The organism is Pelagibius sp. 7325, assembly GCF_037652055.1.
Lineage (GTDB): Bacteria > Pseudomonadota > Alphaproteobacteria > Kiloniellales > Kiloniellaceae > Pelagibius.
The window spans coordinates 697455-716402 of sequence record NZ_JBBKAH010000003.1; the positions used below are offsets into that span (position 1 = coordinate 697455).

An 18948-nucleotide genomic window follows, 5' to 3' on the forward strand; every position below is an offset into this window, starting at 1 on the left:
CGCCACGTCACCCCGTATCGCCATGGATGCCCGGGTCAAGCCCGGGCATGACAATGCGGCAACCGTGGTCACGCCGTCTTCTTCTTCATGCTGACCGGTCCCAGAGGATGGTCGGCATGCGGATAGGGGTGGTGGCCATGATCGTGGGAATGGCCGTGATCGTGGGAATGGCCATGGTCATGGCCGTGGCCGTGGCCGTGGCCGTGCGAATGGCCGTGGTCATGATCTTGGTGGTGGTCGTGGTGATGCCCGTGACCGTCTCCATGATCATGGTCATGGCCATGATCATGGTGGTGCTCCGCCACGCCGGTGCCGACGCCCTCCACGTGGTGGTGGTGGCTTTCCTGGGCCAGGCCGACCTCCGCCTCGAAACCGAGCACCTGGGCGCGGTACTTGCAGAGCTTGCAGTTCATCAGGTTCTCGCCGTCCAGGATCTCCTGCACCCGCTCGGCAAAGGCATCCAGCACCGCCGGATGGTCATTCAGGTAGCCGGCCTTCACGAATTCGATCTCCGGATGGCGCGCGGCCACCAGGTCGGTGTGGTCGTAGATGCGCTGCACCAGAATGCCGGTAAAGAGGAAGTAGGGGAACACGACGATGCGCTTGTAGCCGAGGCGCGCGGCATGCTCCAGGCCGGGCTCGACCAGAGGAAAGGTGACTCCGGAATAGCAGGTTTCGCCCCAGCCGAAGCCGAAGCCCTCCCACAGCAGGCGCATGACCTTGGCGACGTTGGAGTTGGCGTCGGGATCGGAGGCGCCGCGCCCGACCACCATCAGCATGGTCTCGTGGCGCGGCACATCGCCGCCTGCCGCCTGCAAAGCCTGCTCGATGCGCGCGGCGGCCGCCTGCAGCAGCTTGGGATCGATCGCCAGCTCGCGCCCATAGTCGATGGTCATCTCCGGGTGCTGCGCCTGGTAGGTGTTCAGCACCGAGGGAATATCGTTCTTGGCGTGTCCGGCGGCGAACAGCATGCCCGGCACGGCGAGGCAGCGGGTGACGCCCTGCTGGCGCAGCTTGTCGAGCCCCGTGCGGATGATCGGCGTGGCGAATTCCAGGAATCCGCTTTCCACCGGGTACTGCGGCAGGCGTTCGCGGATGCCGCGGGCCACGGCCTCGAACTCGCGCACCGCGCCCTCGTCGCGGCTGCCGTGCCCGCAGACCATCACGCCGATCTTCTCGCCAATCAATTCCACTTCGCTCTCCTTAAACGCCTGCCCTTGCCTGCCCGAAACCTGCCTGGGAAAGGACCTTTTGCTTGGCCGGGACTTTACGGGGCCCGTTGGGGGCGGGGCAAAGGGAAATGCGCCGTCTTGACACCCCTTGCGATATCCAGCACCCGATCGAGGTCCAGGTGCGCTTCCAGATGCGCCGCGAGTTGGTCCAGCACCGTCTCCACCTGGGCGTCATAGGCCAGGCCCGAGGCAGCGCGGTCCTTCAGGCCGGCGAGGAAGGCCGCGCGGAAGCCGTCGGCTGCGAAAAGCCCGTGCAGGTAGCAGCCGGCCACCTTACCGTCGGCGGACACCGCACCCTCCCAGCGCCCGTCGAGATCGACGAAAGGGCGCGCCAGGCCCGGGCCCGTGGTCACGCCCACATGCATCTCGTAGCCGCGGATGGCGGTGGCGCTTTCCAGGTGGATGCCGCGCACGTCCTTCAGGGCCTTGTCGCCGGTCAGCACCGTCTCGACATCCAGCAGGCCGAGCCCTTCGGCAGCCTCCCCGGCCGGGCCTTCGATACCGTCGGGATCGCTGACCGTCTCCCCCAGCATCTGGTAACCGCCGCAGATGCCGAGCACGCGGCCGCCGCGGCGCAGGTGCGCCGCAAGGTCGATGTCCCAGCCCTGGTCGCGCAGGAACGCGAGGTCGGCCAGCGTCGCCTTGGAGCCCGGCAGGATGACAAGGTCGGCATCCCCCGGCAGCGCCCTGCCCGGCGCCACGAAGTCCACCGCCACGTCGGGCTCGGCGATCAGCGGATCGAGGTCGTCGAAGTTGGCGATGCGCGCCAGTTGCAGCACCGCGATCTTGAGCGCGCGGCCCTCGGCAACTTCCGCCCGAGAGAGAGAAACCGCATCCTCTGCCGGCAGCTTCGCCGCCTGGGGAAAGAACGGCACCACGCCCAGCGCGGGCCAGCCCGTGCGCGCCGTGATGATGGCGAGACCGTCATCGAAGAGGCTGACGTCGCCGCGGAACTTGTTCACCACGTAGCCGGCAACGCGGCGCGCCTCGGCCTCGCTCAGCACCGCATGGCTACCGACCAGCGCGGCAATGACACCGCCGCGGTCGATGTCGGCCACCAGCAGCACCGGCAGGTCGGCCGCCTCGGCAAAGCCCATGTTGGCGATGTCGCCGGCGCGGAGGTTCACTTCCGCCGGGCTGCCGGCGCCTTCGACGATAACCAGGTCCACCGGCTCTCCGAGACGCTGGAAACTCTCCAGCACCTTGGGCAGCAGCTCGACCTTCAGGGCCTGGTACTCGCGTGCCTTGGCGTTGCCCCGGATCTTTCCTTGAACGACGACCTGCGCGCCGATCTCGCTCTGCGGCTTCAGCAGCACCGGGTTCATGTCGGTGGTGGGGGCGACGCCGCAGGCGCGCGCCTGCAGCGCCTGGGCGCGGCCGATCTCGCCGCCGTCCGCCGTCACCGCAGCGTTGTTCGACATGTTCTGCGGCTTGAAGGGGCGTACCGTGAGGCCGCGCTTTGTAAATGCGCGGCAGAGTCCGGCCACCAGAAGGGACTTGCCGACGTCGGAGCCGGTTCCCTGCAGCATGATGGCCGGGGTTTTCGTCATCAGAACTCGACCCCGAGAGTCAAAACTCGATTCCCAGTTGGGCCTTCACGTTCTGCTCGCGGAAGGGATGCTTCACCTGGGTCATCTCGGTGACGAGGTCGGCGGCATCGATCAGTTCCTGCTTGGCGTTGCGCCCGGTCACGATGACATGCAGCATCTCCGGCCGGCCGTTCAGAAATTCGACGACCTCCTCCAGCGGCAGATAGTCGTAGCGCAGCACGATGTTCAGCTCGTCCAACAGAATCATGTCGTAGGGACGGTCTTCACCGCGACAGGCATCGATCATCTGCTTGGCCATGTCCCAGGCACCCCTCGCGGCGGCGATGTCGCGCGCGCGGTCCTGGGTGTCCCAGGTGAAGCCCTCACCCATCGCCTTGATGGTCACCTGATCGGCGAACTTCTCCAGCGCATGGCGCTCGCCGGTCTCCCACTTGCCCTTCACGAACTGCACGATGCCGACCTTCATCCCGTTGCCCAGCGCCCGGAACACCAGGCCGAAGGCCGCCGTCGACTTGCCCTTGCCCTTGCCGGTATGGACGATCAGCAGGCCCTTTTCCCTGGTCTTGTCGGCCAGCATCTTCTCCCGCGCGGCCTTGCGCTTCTTTGCCTTCTCGTTGGCGCGGGCGTTGATTTCCTCTTCGTTCAAGTCGGTCATCATTCGGCAACCTCCAACTGTCTCATCGCGTTCAGCTCTGCGGCGGCGGAGTTGGAGCGCGGGCGCCACAGGCCGCGCTCTTGCGCCTCGCTCAAGCGCTCGGCTATTTCCTTCAGCGCCGACGGGTTGTGGCGTTCCAGGAAGTCTCGCACGCTCTCGTCCTCCAGGTAAGCGGCATAGACGGCATCGAAGTGGTGGTCGGCCACCGCACGGGTGGTCGCCGCGAAGGCGAAGAGGTAGTCCACCGTCGCCGCCATCTCGAAGGCGCCCTTGTAGCCATGGCGCATAACGCCGGCGATCCACTTGGGATTGACCACGCGGGCGCGCACCACGCGGGCGATTTCCTCCTCCAGGGTGCGAATCTTCGGGCTCTCGGGCCGCGAGTGGTCGTTGTGGTAGACGACAGGCCGCGCCCCGGAGAGATGCTCCACCGCCGCCGTCATGCCGCCTTCGAACTGGTAGTAGTCGTCGGAGTCCAGCAAATCGTGCTCGCGGTTGTCCTGGTTGTGCACCACCGCCTCGACCTTCTTCAGGCGGTCCTCGAACAGCCCTTGCGCCGCCTGCCCGCCGGCGCCCGCGCCGTAGGCATAGCCGCCCCAGGCGAGATAGGTCTTGGCGAGATCCGCCGCCTCCTGCCAGCCGCGCTCGTCGATGAGGGCCTGCAGGCCCGCGCCGTAAGCGCCGGGCTTGGAGCCGAAGACGCGGAAACCGGCGCGCCGCGTTGCTTCGTCGTCCGACGCACCCTCGGCGATCATCTTGGCCTTGTCCTCAGCGACCTGCGCGGCCAGCGGGTTCTGTTCCGCCGGCTCGTCCAGCGCGGCGACGGCGCGCGCCGCCGAGTCGACCAGATCGATCTGCGCCGGGAAAGCGTCTCGGAAGAAGCCGGAAACCCGCAGGGTCACGTCGACGCGCGGACGGTCCAGGACCGACAGGGGCAGAATCTCAAAGCCGGTGATGCGGCGCGACGCGGTCTCCCAGGTCGGCTTCACGCCCATGAGGGCGAGCGCCTGGGCGATGTCGTCGCCGCCGGTGCGCATGTTGGCGGTGCCCCAAGCCGAGAGCGCGAGGCGGCGCGGCCAGGCGCCTTCCTCCTGCCTGTGGCGCAGCAGCAGTCTTTCCGCAGAGGCCCAGCCGAGCTGCCAGGCCGCGGGCGTCGGTACCGTGCGGGTATCGACCGAGTAGAAATTGCGCCCCGTCGGCAGCACGTCGAGGCGCCCGCGCGTCGGCGCGCCGGAGGGCCCCGGCTCGACGAAGCAGCCCTTGAGGCCGGTGAGCAGTCCGGCGATCTCGGCACTGCCGGAAGCGGCGACGGCCGGGCGCACGACGCTGTCGATCTTCGCCAGCACGGCGGTGGTGCGGGTCCAGGCCGGATCGGCTGAGCGTTCACCCGCCACCAGGGCCTGCGCCAGCTCTTCCAGGCGCTCCACCGTGTCACCCAGGGTGCGCCAGCCTTTCGCATCGCCCAGTGCCACCGGGTGCGGACCGTTCCAGGCCTCGCCCAGGACGCAGTCCAGGGGATCGAAGCCCTCCAGCCCGAGATCTTTAGCCAGCGCGCGGATCAGCGAAGCATCGCCGCCCTCCCCTTTGCCGCGCGGCAGGCGGGTCAAGGCCACCAGCAGGTCGGTGAGCTGGCCGCCCTCCGGCGACTGCCCGAAGATGTGCAGGCCGTCGCGGATCTGCAGCTCTTTCAGTTCGCAGAGATGATTGTCGAGCTTGCCGAGCGCCGTCTCCGGGTCGTCCTCGGCACCAATGCCGCAGTCCTTGTCGAGGCCCGTCGTGGCGGAGAGTTCCAGGATCGAGTCGCGCAGCACCTTCAAGCGGCGCGGGTCGAGGCCGGCGGCGTCGTAGTACTCGTCGACCAGCCGTTCGAGCTCCGCCAGGGGGCCGTAGCTCTCGGCGCGGGTGAGCGGTGGCGTCAGGTGGTCGACGATGACCGCCTGGGCGCGGCGCTTGGCCTGGGTGCCCTCCCCGGGATCGTTCACGATGAAGGGATAGAGATGCGGCAGCGGGCCGAAGACGGCTTCCGGGAAGCAGTCCTCGCTGAGCGCAAGCGCCTTGCCCGGCAGCCACTCCATGTTGCCGTGCTTGCCCATGTGCACCACCGCCTGCACGCCCCCTCCCGCACCCGCCGCCTCGCGCAGCCAGGCGTAGAAGGCGAGATAGCCATGCGGCGGCACCAGGCCCGGATCGTGGTAGCTGGCGACGGGATCGATGTTGTAGCCGCGCGCCGGCTGCAGCCCGATGACGACCTTACCCAACGTGAAGGCCGCGAGGCGGAAGGCACCGTCCTCGACGAAGGGATCGCTCTCCGGTTCGCCCCAGCGGGCGGTGACCGCCGCGCGGACGCTCTCGGGAAGCGTCCCGAAGAAGCGCTTGTAAGCCTTCACCGCATAGCGCTCGCCGCCTGGCCGCGCGGCACGGTCGGTGAGGTCGTTGGTCGGCCCTGCCGCCAGACGTTCGATGAGGGCCTGGCCGTCGGCGGGCAGGTCACCGGTGTCGTAGCCTTCGGCCTTCAGCGCCCGCAAGACGTTCAGGGTGCCCGCCGGCGTGTCCAGCCCGACGCCGTTGCCGAGCCGTCCGTCCCGGTTCGGGTAGTTGGCCATCACGATGGCAAGGCTGCGTCTGCCGATCGGCATCCGCTTCAGCCGCAGCCAGTTGGCGGTCAGCGCGGCGACGAAGTCGATGCGGTCGGCCTGCGGCTCATAGGCAACCACCGAAGTCTGCGTCGCCGGGTCGAATCGCGCCTCGCCCTTGAAGGAGACCGCGCGGGTCAGGACACGGCCGTCGACCTCGGGCAGCGCCACGTTCATGGCGATGTCGCGGGCGGAGAGGCCGGTGGTGCCCGCCGCCCAGGATTTCGCATTGCCGCCGGAAAACACGACCTGCAGAACCGGGCCGTCGCAGGCATCGAAGGGCGTCTCGGCCCGCGCCGCGCCGGGGACCGAGAGCGCGAAGCCGGTGGCATTCAGAATGATCTCGCAGGAGGACTCCGTGAGCAGGCCGCGGACCACCTCGGCGCTCTGCACGTCCTTCAGGGAGTTGCAGTAGAGCGGCAGCGCGTTCACCCCCTGCTGCTTCAGGGCGACGATCAGCGCATCGACGGGAGCCAGGTTGCCGGCCTGCAGCAGCGCCCGGTAGAACACGATGGCCGCCACCGGCGCCGCCGTCTTCCACTCCGCGCGCAGGTCGTCGAGGCCGGGCTGCGTCTTGCCCGGCCAATAGGGTCCGGCGCGCAGCAGCGGGCGCGGCTCCTGCCAGTCGGTGTCCCGGCCGATGAGGCTGGCGACATAGAGCAGGAAGTGGCGGGCGTTCTCCGGCCCGCCCTCGATGCAGTAGCGCCACAGGCGAAAGGCGGCCTCTTCTTCCAGCGTCGTATAGGCCGAGAACGCCGGGTCGGGCTGCTCGTCGCCCGGCAGCACGGCGAGCTTGATGCCCTTTGCGCGACAGGCCGCGTTCACCTGCTCGACGCCGTAGGGCCAGTAGCTCTCGCCGCCCAGCAGGCGCACCACCACCAGCCGGGCGCCGGAGATGACCTGCTCTACATAGAGGTCGACCGACATGTTGTGGCCGAGCTGCATGAGATTGGCGAGGCGCAGGCTGGGTGCCCCTTCATCCAGCGTCGCTTGCGCCGCGGAGAGCGCGGCCAGCTCGGTGTCCGCCGCCGAGAGGAAGACGATGTCGCCGGGGTCCTGGCCCAGGTCGACCGCTTCCGAACCGTCGGTGATGCTGCCGGGGGTCGCCTGGAGAAGATGCATGGCCGGCTAGCCGGCGACGGCCGCGCGGATCGCCGCCTCGTCCAGGCCGGTCTCGCCGATGAACACGAGGCGCGTGGCGCGGGTCTCCTCCGGGCGCCAGTCGCGATCGTAGTAGTGCTGCAGGCGTTCGCCGACACCCTGCACGACGAGGCGCATGGCCTTGCCGGTGACCGCGGCGAAGCCCTTCACGCGCAGCACGTCGTGGGCGGCGATGACCGGGCGCAGGCGCGCCAGCAGGGCATCGGGCGTGTCGGTTTCGCCGAGTTCGACGGAAAAGGAGGTAAAGTCGTCGTGGTCGTGCTCGCCTGATGCGTCATGGTGCGACCAGCGGCTGTCGAGGTCGTCCTCGGCCGCCGCGTCGAGGCCCAGCAGCACGGCGATGTCGATGGCACCGTGGCTGGCGCGCAGGATCTTCACCGCCGGGCGCAGGTGGCGTGCCACCACGGCCTCCACCTCGGCGAGGCGAGCCTCGTCCAGCAGATCGGCCTTGTTGATGACCACCATGTCGGCGCAGGCCAGCTGTTCCTCGAAAAGCTCCTCCAGGGGCGTGTCGTGGTCCAGGGTCTCGTCGGCCGCGCGCTGGGCGGCCACGGCGTCGGGATTGCCGGCGAAGAGGCCGTCGGCGACGGCCGGGCCGTCGATCACCGTGATGACGCCGTCGACCGTGGTGCGGGTGCGCACCTCCGGCCAGGCAAAGGCTTTCACCAGGGGCTTGGGCAGCGCCAGACCGGAGGTCTCGATGACGATGTGATCGGGCGGCTGCGGACGGTCGAGCAGCGCCTGAATGGTCGGCAGGAAGTCGTCGGCCACGGTGCAGCAGATGCAGCCATTGGCCAGTTCCACCACGTCATCCTCGCCGCAGCTCTCGATGCCGCAGCCCTTCAGAATCTCGCCGTCGACCCCGAGGTCACCGAACTCGTTGATCACCAGGGCGATGCGCCGGCCATTGGCGTTCTGCAGCAGGTGGCGGATGGCGGAGGTCTTGCCGGCCCCGAGGAAGCCGGTGATCACGGTTGCGGGGATCTTTCCCGCCGGAATTCTGGGATTTTCTGACATGGCCTACCTGTTTTGACGCATCGCCCGGAGGGTGAACCGGAAGCGGCCCCGGATCAAGCCCCGAACGGGCCGATCCGGGGCCGCCTTCAGCCCGTCAGATTAGGCACCGGGAGCCGCCGCCGGGCTGTCCCGGCAGCGACCGATTCCGGCCTAGCGGCTCAATCCGCTTCCAGCGCCTTGACGATGTCCTCGCACATCTTCTTGGCGTCACCGAACAGCATCATGGTGTTGTCGCGGAAGAACAGCTCGTTCTGCACGCCGGCGTAGCCGCTGGCCATGGAGCGCTTCACGAACAGCACCTGCCCGGACTTGTCGACGTCGAGGATCGGCATGCCGTAGATCGGCGAGGCCGGATCGGTCTTGGCCGCCGGGTTGGTGATGTCGTTGGCGCCGATGACGAAGGCGACGTCGGTAGAGGAGAATTCGCGGTTGATCTCCTCCATCTCGAAGACCTCGTCATAGGGCACGTTGGCCTCGGCCAGCAGCACGTTCATGTGCCCTGGCATGCGGCCCGCCACCGGGTGGATGGCGTAGCGCACGTCCACGCCCTTGGACTTCAGGAGGTCGGCCATCTCGCGCAGGGCGTGCTGGGCCTGGGCGACCGCCATGCCGTAGCCCGGGACGATGATGACCTTCTCGGCATTGCCCATCAGGAAGGCCGCATCGTCGGCCGCGCCGGACTTCACCTGGCGATCGTCATCGCCGCCTCCGGCCGCAGCACCGGCGGTCTCACCACCGAAGCCGCCGAGGATGACGTTGAAGATCGAGCGGTTCATGCCCTTGCACATGATGTAGCTGAGGATGGCGCCCGAGGAACCGACCAGCGCGCCGGTAATGATCAGCAGGTTGTTGTGCAGGGTGAAGCCGATGCCGCAGGCTGCCCAGCCCGAATAGGAGTTCAGCATCGAGACGACCACCGGCATGTCGGCGCCGCCGATCGGCAGGATCAGCAGGAAGCCGAGCGCCAGCGCCAGCAGCACGATAAGCCAGAACACCAGCGGCGACTGGCCGACGCAGAGCCACACGACGAGCGCCAGCAGCGCGATCCCGATCAGCGCGTTCAGCGGGTGCTGCATCGGGAAGACCAGCGGCCGGCCGCTGACCAAGCCCTGCAGCTTGGCAAAGGCAACCAGCGAGCCGGTGAAGGTGATGGCACCGATGGCAACACCGAGCGACATCTCGATGAGGCTCGCCACGTTGATGTCGCCGGTCACGCCGATGCCGTAGGCTTCCGGCCGGAAGAAGGCGGCGGCGGCCACGAAGACCGCGGCGAGTCCGACCAGCGAGTGGAAGGCGGCCACCAGCTGCGGCAGGGCCGTCATCTGGATGCGCAGGGCGATGACCGTGCCGATGGTACCGCCGATGAGGATGCCGACGACGATCAGCCAGTAGCTGACCACACCCGGCGTCGCCAGGGTGGTGAAGATGGCGATGGCCATGCCGACCATGCCGTAGAGGTTGCCCGACCGGCTGGTGGTCGGGTGCGACAGGCCGCGCAAAGCCAGGATGAAGCAGACGGCGGCGACGAGATACAGCAGCGCTGCGAGATCAGCGTTCATGATTGTCCAGGCCCCCTACTTCTTCTTCTTGAACATGGACAGCATGCGCTGCGTCACGATGAAGCCGCCGAAGATGTTCACCGAGGCGAGGATCACCGCGAGCAGACCCATGATCTCGCTGAAGCCGACGTCGGCCGGGCCGGCGGCGATGAGGGCGCCGACGATGATCACCGAGGAAATGGCGTTGGTGACGGCCATCAGCGGCGAGTGCAGCGCCGGCGTCACACGCCAGACCACATGGTAGCCGACGAAGACCGCCAGCACGAAGACCGTGAGGCCGACCACCAGAGTGGCCGAGCCATGGCCCGCGGCGCTCTCGGCCGTCATGCGGCTCGCCTCGACGGCCAGCGAGGCAACGTCGTTGGCAAGCGACTGCGCCTGGTTGGCAATCTCTGCGGCGCGTTCAGAGAAGGTCTCGTTGGCCATGGACGTCAGCCTCCCTGTCCGTCGCTGGAATTATCGGTATTCTCGGGTTCGGGCGCCGGTTCCTGTGCCGGCTCCGCCTCCTTGGGCGCCAGCGCCGGATGGACCACCTTGCCGTCGCGGATGATGCAGGTGTCGGCGACGATCTTGTCTTCCCAGTTTACCTTCAGCTGTTTCGACTCCTTGTCGACCAGCAGTTCGATGAAGTTGTAGATGTTGCGTGCATAGAGAGCCGAGGCATCGGCGGCGAGCCGGCTCGGCACGTTCAGATGGCCGACGATCTTCACGCCGTTGTGGTCGACCACCTTGCCGGGCTGCGACAGCTCGCAGTTGCCGCCGGTTTCGACCGCCAGGTCGACGATGACCGAACCGGGCTTCATGGACTCGACCATCTCACGGGTGATCAGCTTCGGCGCCGGGCGGCCGGGGATCAGCGCGGTGGTGACGACGATGTCCATCTTGGCGATGGTCTCGGCGATCAGCGCGGCCTGCTTCTTCTTGTACTCCTCGCTCATCTCCTTGGCGTAGCCGCCGGCGGTCTCGGCCTGCTTGAACTCCTCGTCCTCGACCGCGACGAACTTGCCGCCCAGGCTCTGCACCTGCTCCTTGGAGGCCGGACGCACGTCGGTCGCCGAGACGATGGCGCCCAGGCGCTTGGCGGTGGCGATGGCCTGCAGGCCGGCGACGCCGGCGCCCATGACCAGCACCTTGGCCGGCGGCACGGTGCCGGCCGCCGTCATCATCTGCGGGAAGGCCGAGCCGTACACGGAGGCAGCGTCCAGCACCGCCTTGTAGCCGGCCAGGTTCGACTGCGAGGACAGCACGTCCATCGACTGCGCGCGGGTGATGCGCGGAATGAGGTCCATGGCGAAGGCGGTGACGCCGCTCTTGGCCAGCGGGTCCAGTTCGTCGCCAGCGCGGAAGGGATCGAGGATGCAGATCACCAGCGCACCGGATTTGAGGCCCTTGGTTTCGCCCGGCAGCGGGCGGCGCACCTTGGCGACCACATCGGCACCGCCAAAGGCGACGGTGGCGTCGGCAGCGATCTTCGCGCCGGCCTTTTCATAGGCCTCGTCGGGAATGGCGGCACGGACCCCGGCGCCTGATTCGACGGCGACCTCAAAGCCGAGATTGATCAGCTTCTTGACCGTCTCAGGCGAGGCCGCGACGCGCGCTTCGTCCGGGCGCTGTTCCTTGGGAATAGCGATCTTCATGCCTTGGATGTCCCTCTTACTGCCCCGTGGTATGCCCCGAGAGTTTCCCCGATACTTTCCAGAACGATTCCAGATTAGGACTTAAGTGGAAGAAAATAGTATGAAATCCGAAAAGGTCAACGCAATTGGCCGTTTGACCTAGTGTGCATGTTAATGACGGGCGCGCCAGCCGGTTTCAACCCTATTTTGCGCATGGACGACGGATCAGACCACTTTAGCGACCACTTGACGCATCCGCGGACTGAGCGCCAGACCGGAGCCAGACCGGAGAAGGTCCGCCACGGCCCGCGCCCGGTAGACATCGCGGGCAAGCGCCGATAAGAGGGACGGCGAAAAGACCACGTCCCCGGCAAGAAGGGGGCGAATCGCAAGCGGGGACCGATCGGGTGAAGCTGCTATCCGAAACCGAAGCGCTTCAGGGGCTGCTGGCCGGCACCGGCAGCTTCATCGTCACCGGCGTCACCAAGTCCGGCACCACATGGCTGCAGCGCATGCTGGACAGCCACCCGGAGATCGCCTGCGGCGGCGAGAGCAAGCTGAACGCCTTCCTCACCCAGCTCGGCCCGGCTCTGCGCGCCTATAACGAGGCACTGACCAAGACCAACGACAAGATCTACAAGGAAGCGGCCGTCTACCAGCCGCTCGGCCAGACCCAGGCCGTCGCCGTCATGCAATACCTCTTCCTGGATCGCCTGGGTGCCGTGCAGCGCCACGCGGCGACGGCCGGCAAGACGGCCCCGAAATGGATCGGCGACAAGGACCCGGACTACAAGCGCGAGCTGGCCTCCTGGCGGCGCATCCTGCCGGAGGCCCGCGTGGTCTCCACCACCCGCGACGGGCGCGACTGCTTCGTCTCGCTGTGGTTCCACCTCTACCCGGACCGCGAGCCGCTGGCCGAAGAGAACCGCGCCGACTTCCTGGCCCGCATCCAAGGCCACGCCGCCACCTGGCGCGACACCATGGCGAAGTTCCGCAAAGATGACGCCGAGCACCCGGGACGCCACTTCGCCATCCGCTACGAGAGTCTCTTGGATGACGCGCAGGGCGAGATGAGGAAGCTGTTCCAGTGGTTCGGCTGCGACGCCTCCGCGGCGACCGTATCCAAGGTCGTCGAACAGAACGCCTTCTCCGTCGCCTCCGGTGGCCGCCGGCCCGGCGAGGCCGATCCGACGAGTTTCGTCCGCAAGGGCATCGCCGGCGACTGGAAGAACCACTTCGACGAGGAGTGCAACCGGCTCTACTGCGAAATCGCCGGCGAGGCGCTGACCGCCGCCGGGTATGAGGTGTGATGCCGCCCCTCCCCAATCCCGTCTACGTGGTCACCGACATCGAGGTGAACGGGCCGACGCCCGGCGAGCACTCCATGCTGGCCTTCGCCTCGGTCGCGGTCGATGCGGGCGGCGGCGAGATCGACAGCTTCGAGGCGGTGCTGGAGACCCTGCCCGAGGCCGGCGAGAACCCCGTCACCATCGAATGGTTCAAAGGCTTTCCCGAGGCCTGGGCGGCGGCCACCACGAACCCGCAGCCGCCGCAGGCCGTCATGGAGCGCTACGTCGACTGGGTCCGGGGCCTGCCGGGCCAGCCGATCTTCGCGGCCCATCCCCTCGCCTTCGACGGCGCCTGGATCGACTACTACCTCCGGCGCTTCCTCGATGTGCGCATGCTGAAGGGACCGTGGGAGGGCGAGCGGCTGTTTTACACCGCCGGGCTCTGCATCCAGGCCTTCGCCGCCGGGCGCACGGGCTGGGACTTCAGCGCCTGCTTCACCGGCGGCTATCCGCCGGAGTGGCTGGGCCACGTGCCGCACAGCCATTTCTCCATCGACGACGCGCGCGGCTACGCCAACCTGCTGCGCACCCTCCTGCACATGAAGGCGCCGGCGGAGGGCGAATGACACGCGGGGTTCCCCCGCCGCTCAACCCATGGCACCATGGGCTCAATACTATTCAATCAAAGGACGGGTTCATGCACCGCCTTCTGCTGATTGCCCTGTTGGGCCTCCTCGCCACCTCCCCCGCGGTGGCCCAGGAGGGCAAAGCCTGCAAAGGCGCCTTGTGGAAGAAGGTGCAGGGCTGGCTGAAGCCGGAGATGACCTTCCAGGACACCGTCCTATACCTGCAGAGCGAAGGCATCGACTACGCGGTCTTCGACGCCCGCACCGCGCCCGCCGCGGCGGAGGGCGAGGTCGACGTCAACACCGACCATATCGGCGCGACCGACTGCAAGCCGCGCAAGGAATCACCCGCCTGCTCCGTCGTGTTCAGCGAACCGAGCGCGGAGAGCAAAAGCAATCCCGCCTCGCCGACCTTCGTCGAGTCGGACGAGTTCATCGCCATCGACTTCGACGCCAAGGGCAAGCAAACCGGCCACGCCTGCGAGGTGGTGGAGACGGGGCTGTAGCCGCCTCGCTGCGGCCAGGCCCACTACGCCGACCGGCACCGGCGGCAACAAACATCTCAATCGTTTCAGACAAACTGTTTCAATTGAAACCTTGTCTCTTTGCCGCGACCGGCAGCAAATAGCGCTAGAAGGCCCGCCCGGCCGACGACTGCGCGACCATGATCGCGCCCGCCGCTGCGGCCTTGCTGAATCAGCGGAGAACATCACCATGCGGTATGAATCCATCCTGGAAACCATCGGCGGCACGCCGGCGGTGCGCATCAACAATCTGGCGCCCGAGGGTGTGAACCTCTACGCCAAGCTGGAGGCTTTCAACCCGATGGGCTCGGTGAAGGACCGCCTGGCCCTCGGCGTCATCGAGGACGCCGAGCGGCGCGGCCTCTTGAAGCCGGGCCAGACGGTGATCGAGGCAACCAGCGGCAACACCGGCATCGGCCTTGCCATGGTCTGTGCGCAGAAGGGCTACCCGCTGGTCATCGTCATGGCAGAGGCCTTCAGCATCGAACGGCGCAAGCTGATGCGCTTCCTCGGCGCCAAGGTGGTGCTGACACCGGCCGCGGAGCGCGGCATGGGCATGCTGAGGAAGGTGAACGAGTTGGCCAAGAAACACGGCTGGTTCGTCTGCAACCAGTTCGAAAACGAGGCCAACGCGGAGATTCACTCCCGCACCACGGCGCGCGAGATCCTCACCGACTTCGCGGACATCGGCCTGGACTATTGGGTGACGGGCGCCGGCACCGGCGGCACGCTGAAGGGCGTCGCCCGCGTGCTGAAGGAAAAAAGCCCGAAGACGCAGATCATCCTCTGCGAGCCGGACAATGCCCAGGTGCTGGGCAGCGGCATCGGCCAGTCGCGCGGCACGGGCGGCGCACCGAGCGAAAGCCACCCGACGGCGCGGCCGCATCCCATGCAGGGCTGGAGCCCTGACTTCATCCCCAAGCTGACCGAGGACGCGCTGTCGGCGAGTCACGCCGACCGTATCGTCCCGGTAAACGGTAGCGAGGCCCTGCGCCTCTCCCGCGCGCTGGCCCTGAAGGAAGGCATCTTCACCGGCATCACCGCCGGCGCGACGCTGGCCGGCGCCCTGGAAGTCGCCCGCACCGCGCCGAAGGGCAGCAACATCCTCTTCATGGCCCCGGACACGGGAGAGCGTTACCTCAGCACCGTGCTGTTCGAGCACGTCGGCGTCGACATGAGCGAAGAGGAGATGGAGATTTCCCGCTCGACTCCCAGCTGCCGCTTCGACCTGCCGGCGCCGGTTCCCGCGCCACAGCCGGCAGCGGCAGCGGCCCCGGCCCGCGAACCCGATGTCGAGGCCGTGGCCTACCTGACCCAGGCCCTCAGCGATGCGGAGCAGCCGGTGATCATGTTCGCCCTGGAATGGTGCGAGTTCTGCTGGTCGGTGCGTAAGCTCTTCGCACGCCTCGGCATCAAATACCGCTCCATCGACATCGACTCGGTGCCTCTGCAACGGGACGATATGGGCGGGCGTGTCCGCGCCGCCCTCAGCGCGCGGACCGGCATCCGCACCATCCCGCAGGTCTTCGTCGGCGGCACCTTCGTCGGCGGCTGCACCGAGACTTTCGACGCTTATCGCAGCGGCAAACTGCAGAAGCTGCTGATCGCGAGCGGCATCGCCTTCGATGCCGAAGCCAAGCTCGACCCCTACGGCTTCTTCCCGGCCTGGCTGCAGTCCCGCCAGACGGTGGCGCAAGCGACGGAAAGAAAGCCGGCCGCCTGAGCCGCCCTATTTCGGCAGCGGCAGGTCGCGGGCCTTCAGCACCTTGGCCTGGCGCTTTTCCAGGTCCTTGACGTCGAAGTCACGGATGAGGTCGTGGAACATCTGGTGCCAGTTGATCTCGGCATCCAGGTGCATGAAGACCGAACCCAGCCCCACGGCGGCGCGGTCCATCAGCACGAACTCGCGCGGCGGCGTCACGCCGCCCAGGCGGCGCAGTTCCTTATGCACTTCGCCGGCCACCTTGGCGCCGTAGAGGCTGCCGTTGTCGCCCATGATCTTCTGCGGCTTGTCTTCCAGCAGCGGCGCGTAGAGGAAGGCGGCCCAGAGGTTCAGCGCCGCCAGCAGATCCTTGCTCAAGTTGGTGAAGCCCCAGATCCGGTAGGCCTCCACCGCCAGCTCCGGGTCGTCGCGCTCCAGGGCGAAGTAGAGATCGATGACCCCCTTCACGAACGTCGGCGGGAAGACACGAATGCAGCCGAAGTCCAGCAGGTTCACCGTGCCGTCTTCGCGGATGGTGTAGTTCCCCAGGTGCGGGTCGCCGTGGATGATGCCGAAGAAATAGAACGGCACGTACCAGCAGCGGAACATGTTCATGGCGACGGCATTGCGCTGCTGCACCGTCACGTCGTCCTTCACGAAGTCGAGCAGGGGCCGGCCTTCCAGCCAGGTCATGGTCAGCAGGCGCCGGGTCGAAAGCTCCGGCACCAGGTCAGCAACGTGAACGCCCTTCTCACCGCGCAGCATGTCCTGGTACAGCTGCATGTGGCGGCCCTCGCGCTCATAATCGAGCTCCTCGCGCAGGCGCTCGGCCAGTTCGTGGTAGATGTTCGAGGGATCGATGGCGCGGTCGTAGCGCCGGTAGATGCCGAAGAGGATCTTCAGCTGCTGCAGGTCCGCCTCCACGGCGGAGAGCATGTCCGGGTATTGCAGCTTGCAGGCAAGCTTACGCCCGTCGAGAGCGACGGCACGGTGCACCTGTCCCAGGGAGGCAGCGGCCGCCGCCTCGCGCTCGAAGGATTTGAACTGCTTCTCCCAGTCCGCCCCCAGCTCGCTGCGCATGCGGCGCTTCACGAAGGGCCAGCCCATGGAGGGCGCGTTGGACTGCAGCTGACGCAGCTCCTCGGCATACTCCTTGGGCAGCGCATCGGGAATAGTGGCGAGGATCTGCGCCGCCTTCATCAGCGGCCCCTTGAGCCCGCCGAGCGCCGCCTTCAGATCCGAGGAATGCTTGCCGCGGTCGAATCCGAGGCCGAGGTAGCGCGCGCCGACCACCTGGGCGGCGAGACCGCCGACCGAGGAGCCGACCTTGGCGTAGCGGCGCACCCGCCCGGAAAGGCGGGAATCGCCCTCCCTGCCAAAGTCCGCCGCTTCGTCGTCTTCCGGGAGTTCACTGTCCTGCTGTGACATGCCCTAGAAGGTGGGCCCGCCCGCCCCGGAAGTCCAGAGACGCAATTGAGGCGGGGTTTGGCTAACTCCCGTTAAGCCTGATGCACGTAGCGCCCCGGCGCGGCGTCCAGCGGCGGATAGCCTGCCTGGGCATTGCCCAGGACGGGCGGCGCTGCCGGCGTGCCGGAATGCTTCGCCAGCCAGGCCTGCCAGGCCGGCCACCAGGAGCCCTTGTGAACCGGCGCCGCCTCGCGCCAGCGGTCGAGGTCGACGTAGCCCTCGTGATCGTGCAGTTCGCCGATCTGGTAGATGCGCCGGGGATGGCCCGGCGGCGTGACGATGCCGGCGTTGTGCCCCCCGCTGGTCAGCAGGAAGGTCACCGGCACGTCGGTCAGCAGCGCGATCTTGTAGACCGAGCGCCAGGGCGCCACGTGGTCCTTCGCGGTGCCCACGGCGAAGATCGGCTGGCGGATGTCGGTCAATGCGACCGGCCGGCCCTCCACTTCGTAGCGGCCCTGCGCGAGGTCGTTGTTGAGGAACAGGCGGCGCAGGTATTCCGCGTGCATGCGATAGGGCATGCGCGTGGCATCGGCGTTCCATGCCATCAGGTCGGTCTGGCTGGCCCGCTCGCCGCGGTAGTAGTCGTGGATGAGGCGTGACCAGATGAGGTCGTTGGATCGCAGCAGCTGGAAGGCGCCGGCCATCTGCGTGGTATCGAGGTAGCCCTGCGACCACATGACGTCTTCCAGGTAGGCGAGCTGGCTCTCGTCGATGAACAGCATCAGCTCGCCGGCCTCGGTGAAATCGGTCTGCGCGGCCAGCAGCGTCACCGTCTTCAGGCGGTCGTCGCCGTCGCGCGCCATGGCCGCCGCCGCAATCGACAGCAGCGTGCCGCCCAGGCAGTAGCCGACGGCCTGCACCTTCTGCTGCGGCACGATGGCGTTGACGGCGTCCAGCGCCGCCATGACGCCGAGGCGCCGGTAGTCGTCCATGCCGCGGTCGCGGTCGTCCTCGCCGGGGTTTTTCCACGACACGCAGAACACCGTATGGCCTTGGCCGACGAGGTAGTTGATCAGCGAATTGTGCGGCGAGAGATCGAGGATGTAATACTTCATGATCCAGGCCGGGACGATCAGCACCGGTTCCGGATGCACCGTCTCGGTCTGCGGGCTGTATTGAATCAGCTCGATGAGGTCGTTGCGGTACACCACGCGCCCCGGCGTCACCGCCAGGGTTTCGCCGGGACGGAAGTTCTCAGTGCCGGCCGGTCCGCGCCCGGTGATGCGCCGCTCCGCGTCCTCCAGCGCGTTCAGCCAGCCGCGGTAGAGATTGGCACCACCCTGCTCCTGCGTCTCCTGCAGCAGTTCCGGATTGGTCGGGACGTAATTCGATGGCGAGAAGACGTCGAGCAGCTGTCGCGTGGCGAAGGACACCACGGCTTCGTGGTGGCGCGAGACGCCGCGCACACCCGTGGTCGCCTCCTGCCACCACTGCTGGGTCAGCAGGAAACTCTGCGCGAAGAGGTCGAAGGGCGGCCGGCACCAGGCCTCATCCTGGAAGCGCTTGTCGCCGTGCGCGGGCTCGATGCAGGGCGCGCAGGTGCCGCCGGCCGCGCGCCGCGCGACATTGAGCCCCAGCCGCAAGGCCGACGACCAGGCCGACTGCGCAAGCTGTGCCTGCTTGCCCGGCGCGGCGGCGAGGTGCATTCCCCAGTCCGCATAGGCAAGACCCAGGGCCGCGGGCGAGATGCCGGCGGTGGCACGCGCCATGCCGGCGTGCAGCATGCGGTCCAGCGCCTCGCCGCCGAAGAGGCCCGGTAAGGGTGGCGGTGAGGGCGCGACCTCACCGCCGGTGGCGTGGCCGGAAACGTCCGGCAGGCGCCCGACGTCGGGCGCCTCGGTGGCGCCGTTGGCCACAACGACCGCCTGGCCGTCTCTTGTCGCCAGTTTCAGGCGTTTTTGCTTTGCCGCCATGACG

The 18948-nt window shown here is 67.5% G+C and carries 14 protein-coding genes; 4 read left to right on the forward strand and 10 right to left on the reverse strand.

Annotation, left to right across the window (positions count from 1 at the left end; translation table 11 throughout):
- Positions 1 to 68 precede the first annotated feature (68 nt).
- From WDC82_RS12345 to WDC82_RS12380, 8 genes are all read right to left on the reverse strand, one after another.
- Complete coding sequence (locus tag WDC82_RS12345) at positions 69 to 1193, reverse strand: sirohydrochlorin chelatase (RefSeq protein WP_340117620.1); 1125 nt, start codon at positions 1191 to 1193, stop codon at positions 69 to 71.
- 74 nt (positions 1194 to 1267) lie between these two features.
- Positions 1268 to 2782 carry a cobyric acid synthase gene (locus WDC82_RS12350; RefSeq protein ID WP_340117621.1) on the reverse strand — a complete coding sequence of 505 codons (1515 nt, stop codon included), beginning with the start codon at positions 2780 to 2782 and terminating at the stop codon, positions 1268 to 1270.
- A gap of 19 nt (positions 2783 to 2801) precedes the next feature.
- A complete protein-coding gene (gene cobO / locus WDC82_RS12355) occupies positions 2802 to 3437 on the reverse strand; it encodes a cob(I)yrinic acid a,c-diamide adenosyltransferase (RefSeq protein WP_340117622.1) in 636 nt (211 codons plus the stop codon).
- The gene (cobN, locus tag WDC82_RS12360) at positions 3437 to 7192 is read right to left on the reverse strand and encodes a cobaltochelatase subunit CobN (protein WP_340117623.1); all 3756 of its coding nucleotides are present in this window, start codon (positions 7190 to 7192) and stop codon (positions 3437 to 3439) included. Before cobN ends, cobO begins: the two co-directional genes overlap by 1 nt.
- Positions 7193 to 7198: 6 nt before the next feature.
- Entirely contained in the window at positions 7199 to 8248 is a 1050-nt protein-coding gene (cobW, locus tag WDC82_RS12365) for a cobalamin biosynthesis protein CobW (RefSeq protein WP_340117624.1), read from the reverse strand.
- Positions 8249 to 8406: 158 nt separating this feature from the next.
- Positions 8407 to 9807, reverse strand: coding sequence for an NAD(P)(+) transhydrogenase (Re/Si-specific) subunit beta (locus tag WDC82_RS12370; RefSeq protein WP_340117625.1), 1401 nt, complete (start codon positions 9805 to 9807; stop codon positions 8407 to 8409).
- A gap of 15 nt (positions 9808 to 9822) precedes the next feature.
- Complete coding sequence (locus WDC82_RS12375) at positions 9823 to 10233, reverse strand: NAD(P) transhydrogenase subunit alpha (RefSeq protein WP_340117626.1); 411 nt, start codon at positions 10231 to 10233, stop codon at positions 9823 to 9825.
- Between the two features lie 5 nt (positions 10234 to 10238).
- Positions 10239 to 11444: a Re/Si-specific NAD(P)(+) transhydrogenase subunit alpha gene (locus WDC82_RS12380; RefSeq protein ID WP_340117627.1), complete on the reverse strand. Its 1206-nt coding sequence runs from the start codon at positions 11442 to 11444 to the stop codon at positions 10239 to 10241.
- Between the two features lie 386 nt (positions 11445 to 11830).
- Between WDC82_RS12380 and WDC82_RS12385 the strand changes: the two genes are divergently transcribed.
- The 4 genes from WDC82_RS12385 to WDC82_RS12400 all read left to right on the forward strand — a co-directional run bounded on the left by WDC82_RS12385 (position 11831) and on the right by WDC82_RS12400 (position 15585).
- Positions 11831 to 12733 carry a sulfotransferase gene (locus WDC82_RS12385; RefSeq protein WP_340117628.1) on the forward strand — a complete coding sequence of 301 codons (903 nt, stop codon included), beginning with the start codon at positions 11831 to 11833 and terminating at the stop codon, positions 12731 to 12733.
- Positions 12733 to 13338 carry a DNA polymerase III subunit epsilon gene (locus WDC82_RS12390; protein ID WP_340117629.1) on the forward strand — a complete coding sequence of 202 codons (606 nt, stop codon included), beginning with the start codon at positions 12733 to 12735 and terminating at the stop codon, positions 13336 to 13338. Before WDC82_RS12385 ends, WDC82_RS12390 begins: the two co-directional genes overlap by 1 nt.
- Positions 13339 to 13409: 71 nt before the next feature.
- Positions 13410 to 13844, forward strand: coding sequence for a hypothetical protein (locus WDC82_RS12395; protein WP_340117630.1), 435 nt, complete (start codon positions 13410 to 13412; stop codon positions 13842 to 13844).
- Positions 13845 to 14052: 208 nt separating this feature from the next.
- On the forward strand, positions 14053 to 15585 hold the full coding sequence (locus WDC82_RS12400; protein ID WP_340117631.1) for a pyridoxal-phosphate dependent enzyme: 1533 nt from the start codon (positions 14053 to 14055) through the stop codon (positions 15583 to 15585).
- Positions 15586 to 15591: 6 nt separating this feature from the next.
- On the opposite strand, the gene WDC82_RS12405 is transcribed toward WDC82_RS12400, so the two are convergent.
- A complete protein-coding gene (locus WDC82_RS12405; RefSeq protein WP_340117632.1) occupies positions 15592 to 16992 on the reverse strand; it encodes an AarF/ABC1/UbiB kinase family protein in 1401 nt (466 codons plus the stop codon).
- A 71-nt stretch (positions 16993 to 17063) separates the two neighbouring features.
- Positions 17064 to 18944 (reverse strand): alpha/beta fold hydrolase, encoded by a 1881-nt coding sequence (locus tag WDC82_RS12410; RefSeq protein WP_340117633.1) that lies wholly within the window; start codon positions 18942 to 18944, stop codon positions 17064 to 17066.
- Between the last annotated feature and the right edge of the window lie 4 nt (positions 18945 to 18948).

Bases quoted from the DNA above. Each gene is read 5' to 3' on its own strand.
- WDC82_RS12400 (WP_340117631.1), top strand. From the start codon at position 14,053: ATGCGGTATGAATCCATCCTGGAAACCATCGGCGGCACGCCGGCGGTG.
- WDC82_RS12370 (WP_340117625.1), bottom strand. From the start codon at position 9,807: ATGAACGCTGATCTCGCAGCGCTGCTGTATCTCGTCGCCGCCGTCTGC.
- cobO (WP_340117622.1), bottom strand. From the start codon at position 3,437: ATGACCGACTTGAACGAAGAGGAAATCAACGCCCGCGCCAACGAGAAG.
- WDC82_RS12375 (WP_340117626.1), bottom strand. From the start codon at position 10,233: ATGGCCAACGAGACCTTCTCTGAACGCGCCGCAGAGATTGCCAACCAG.
- cobW (WP_340117624.1), bottom strand. From the start codon at position 8,248: ATGTCAGAAAATCCCAGAATTCCGGCGGGAAAGATCCCCGCAACCGTG.
- WDC82_RS12405 (WP_340117632.1), bottom strand. From the start codon at position 16,992: ATGTCACAGCAGGACAGTGAACTCCCGGAAGACGACGAAGCGGCGGAC.
- WDC82_RS12380 (WP_340117627.1), bottom strand. From the start codon at position 11,444: ATGAAGATCGCTATTCCCAAGGAACAGCGCCCGGACGAAGCGCGCGTC.
- WDC82_RS12390 (WP_340117629.1), top strand. From the start codon at position 12,733: ATGCCGCCCCTCCCCAATCCCGTCTACGTGGTCACCGACATCGAGGTG.
- WDC82_RS12410 (WP_340117633.1), bottom strand. From the start codon at position 18,944: ATGGCGGCAAAGCAAAAACGCCTGAAACTGGCGACAAGAGACGGCCAG.
- WDC82_RS12350 (WP_340117621.1), bottom strand. From the start codon at position 2,782: ATGACGAAAACCCCGGCCATCATGCTGCAGGGAACCGGCTCCGACGTC.
- cobN (WP_340117623.1), bottom strand. From the start codon at position 7,192: ATGCATCTTCTCCAGGCGACCCCCGGCAGCATCACCGACGGTTCGGAA.
- WDC82_RS12395 (WP_340117630.1), top strand. From the start codon at position 13,410: ATGCACCGCCTTCTGCTGATTGCCCTGTTGGGCCTCCTCGCCACCTCC.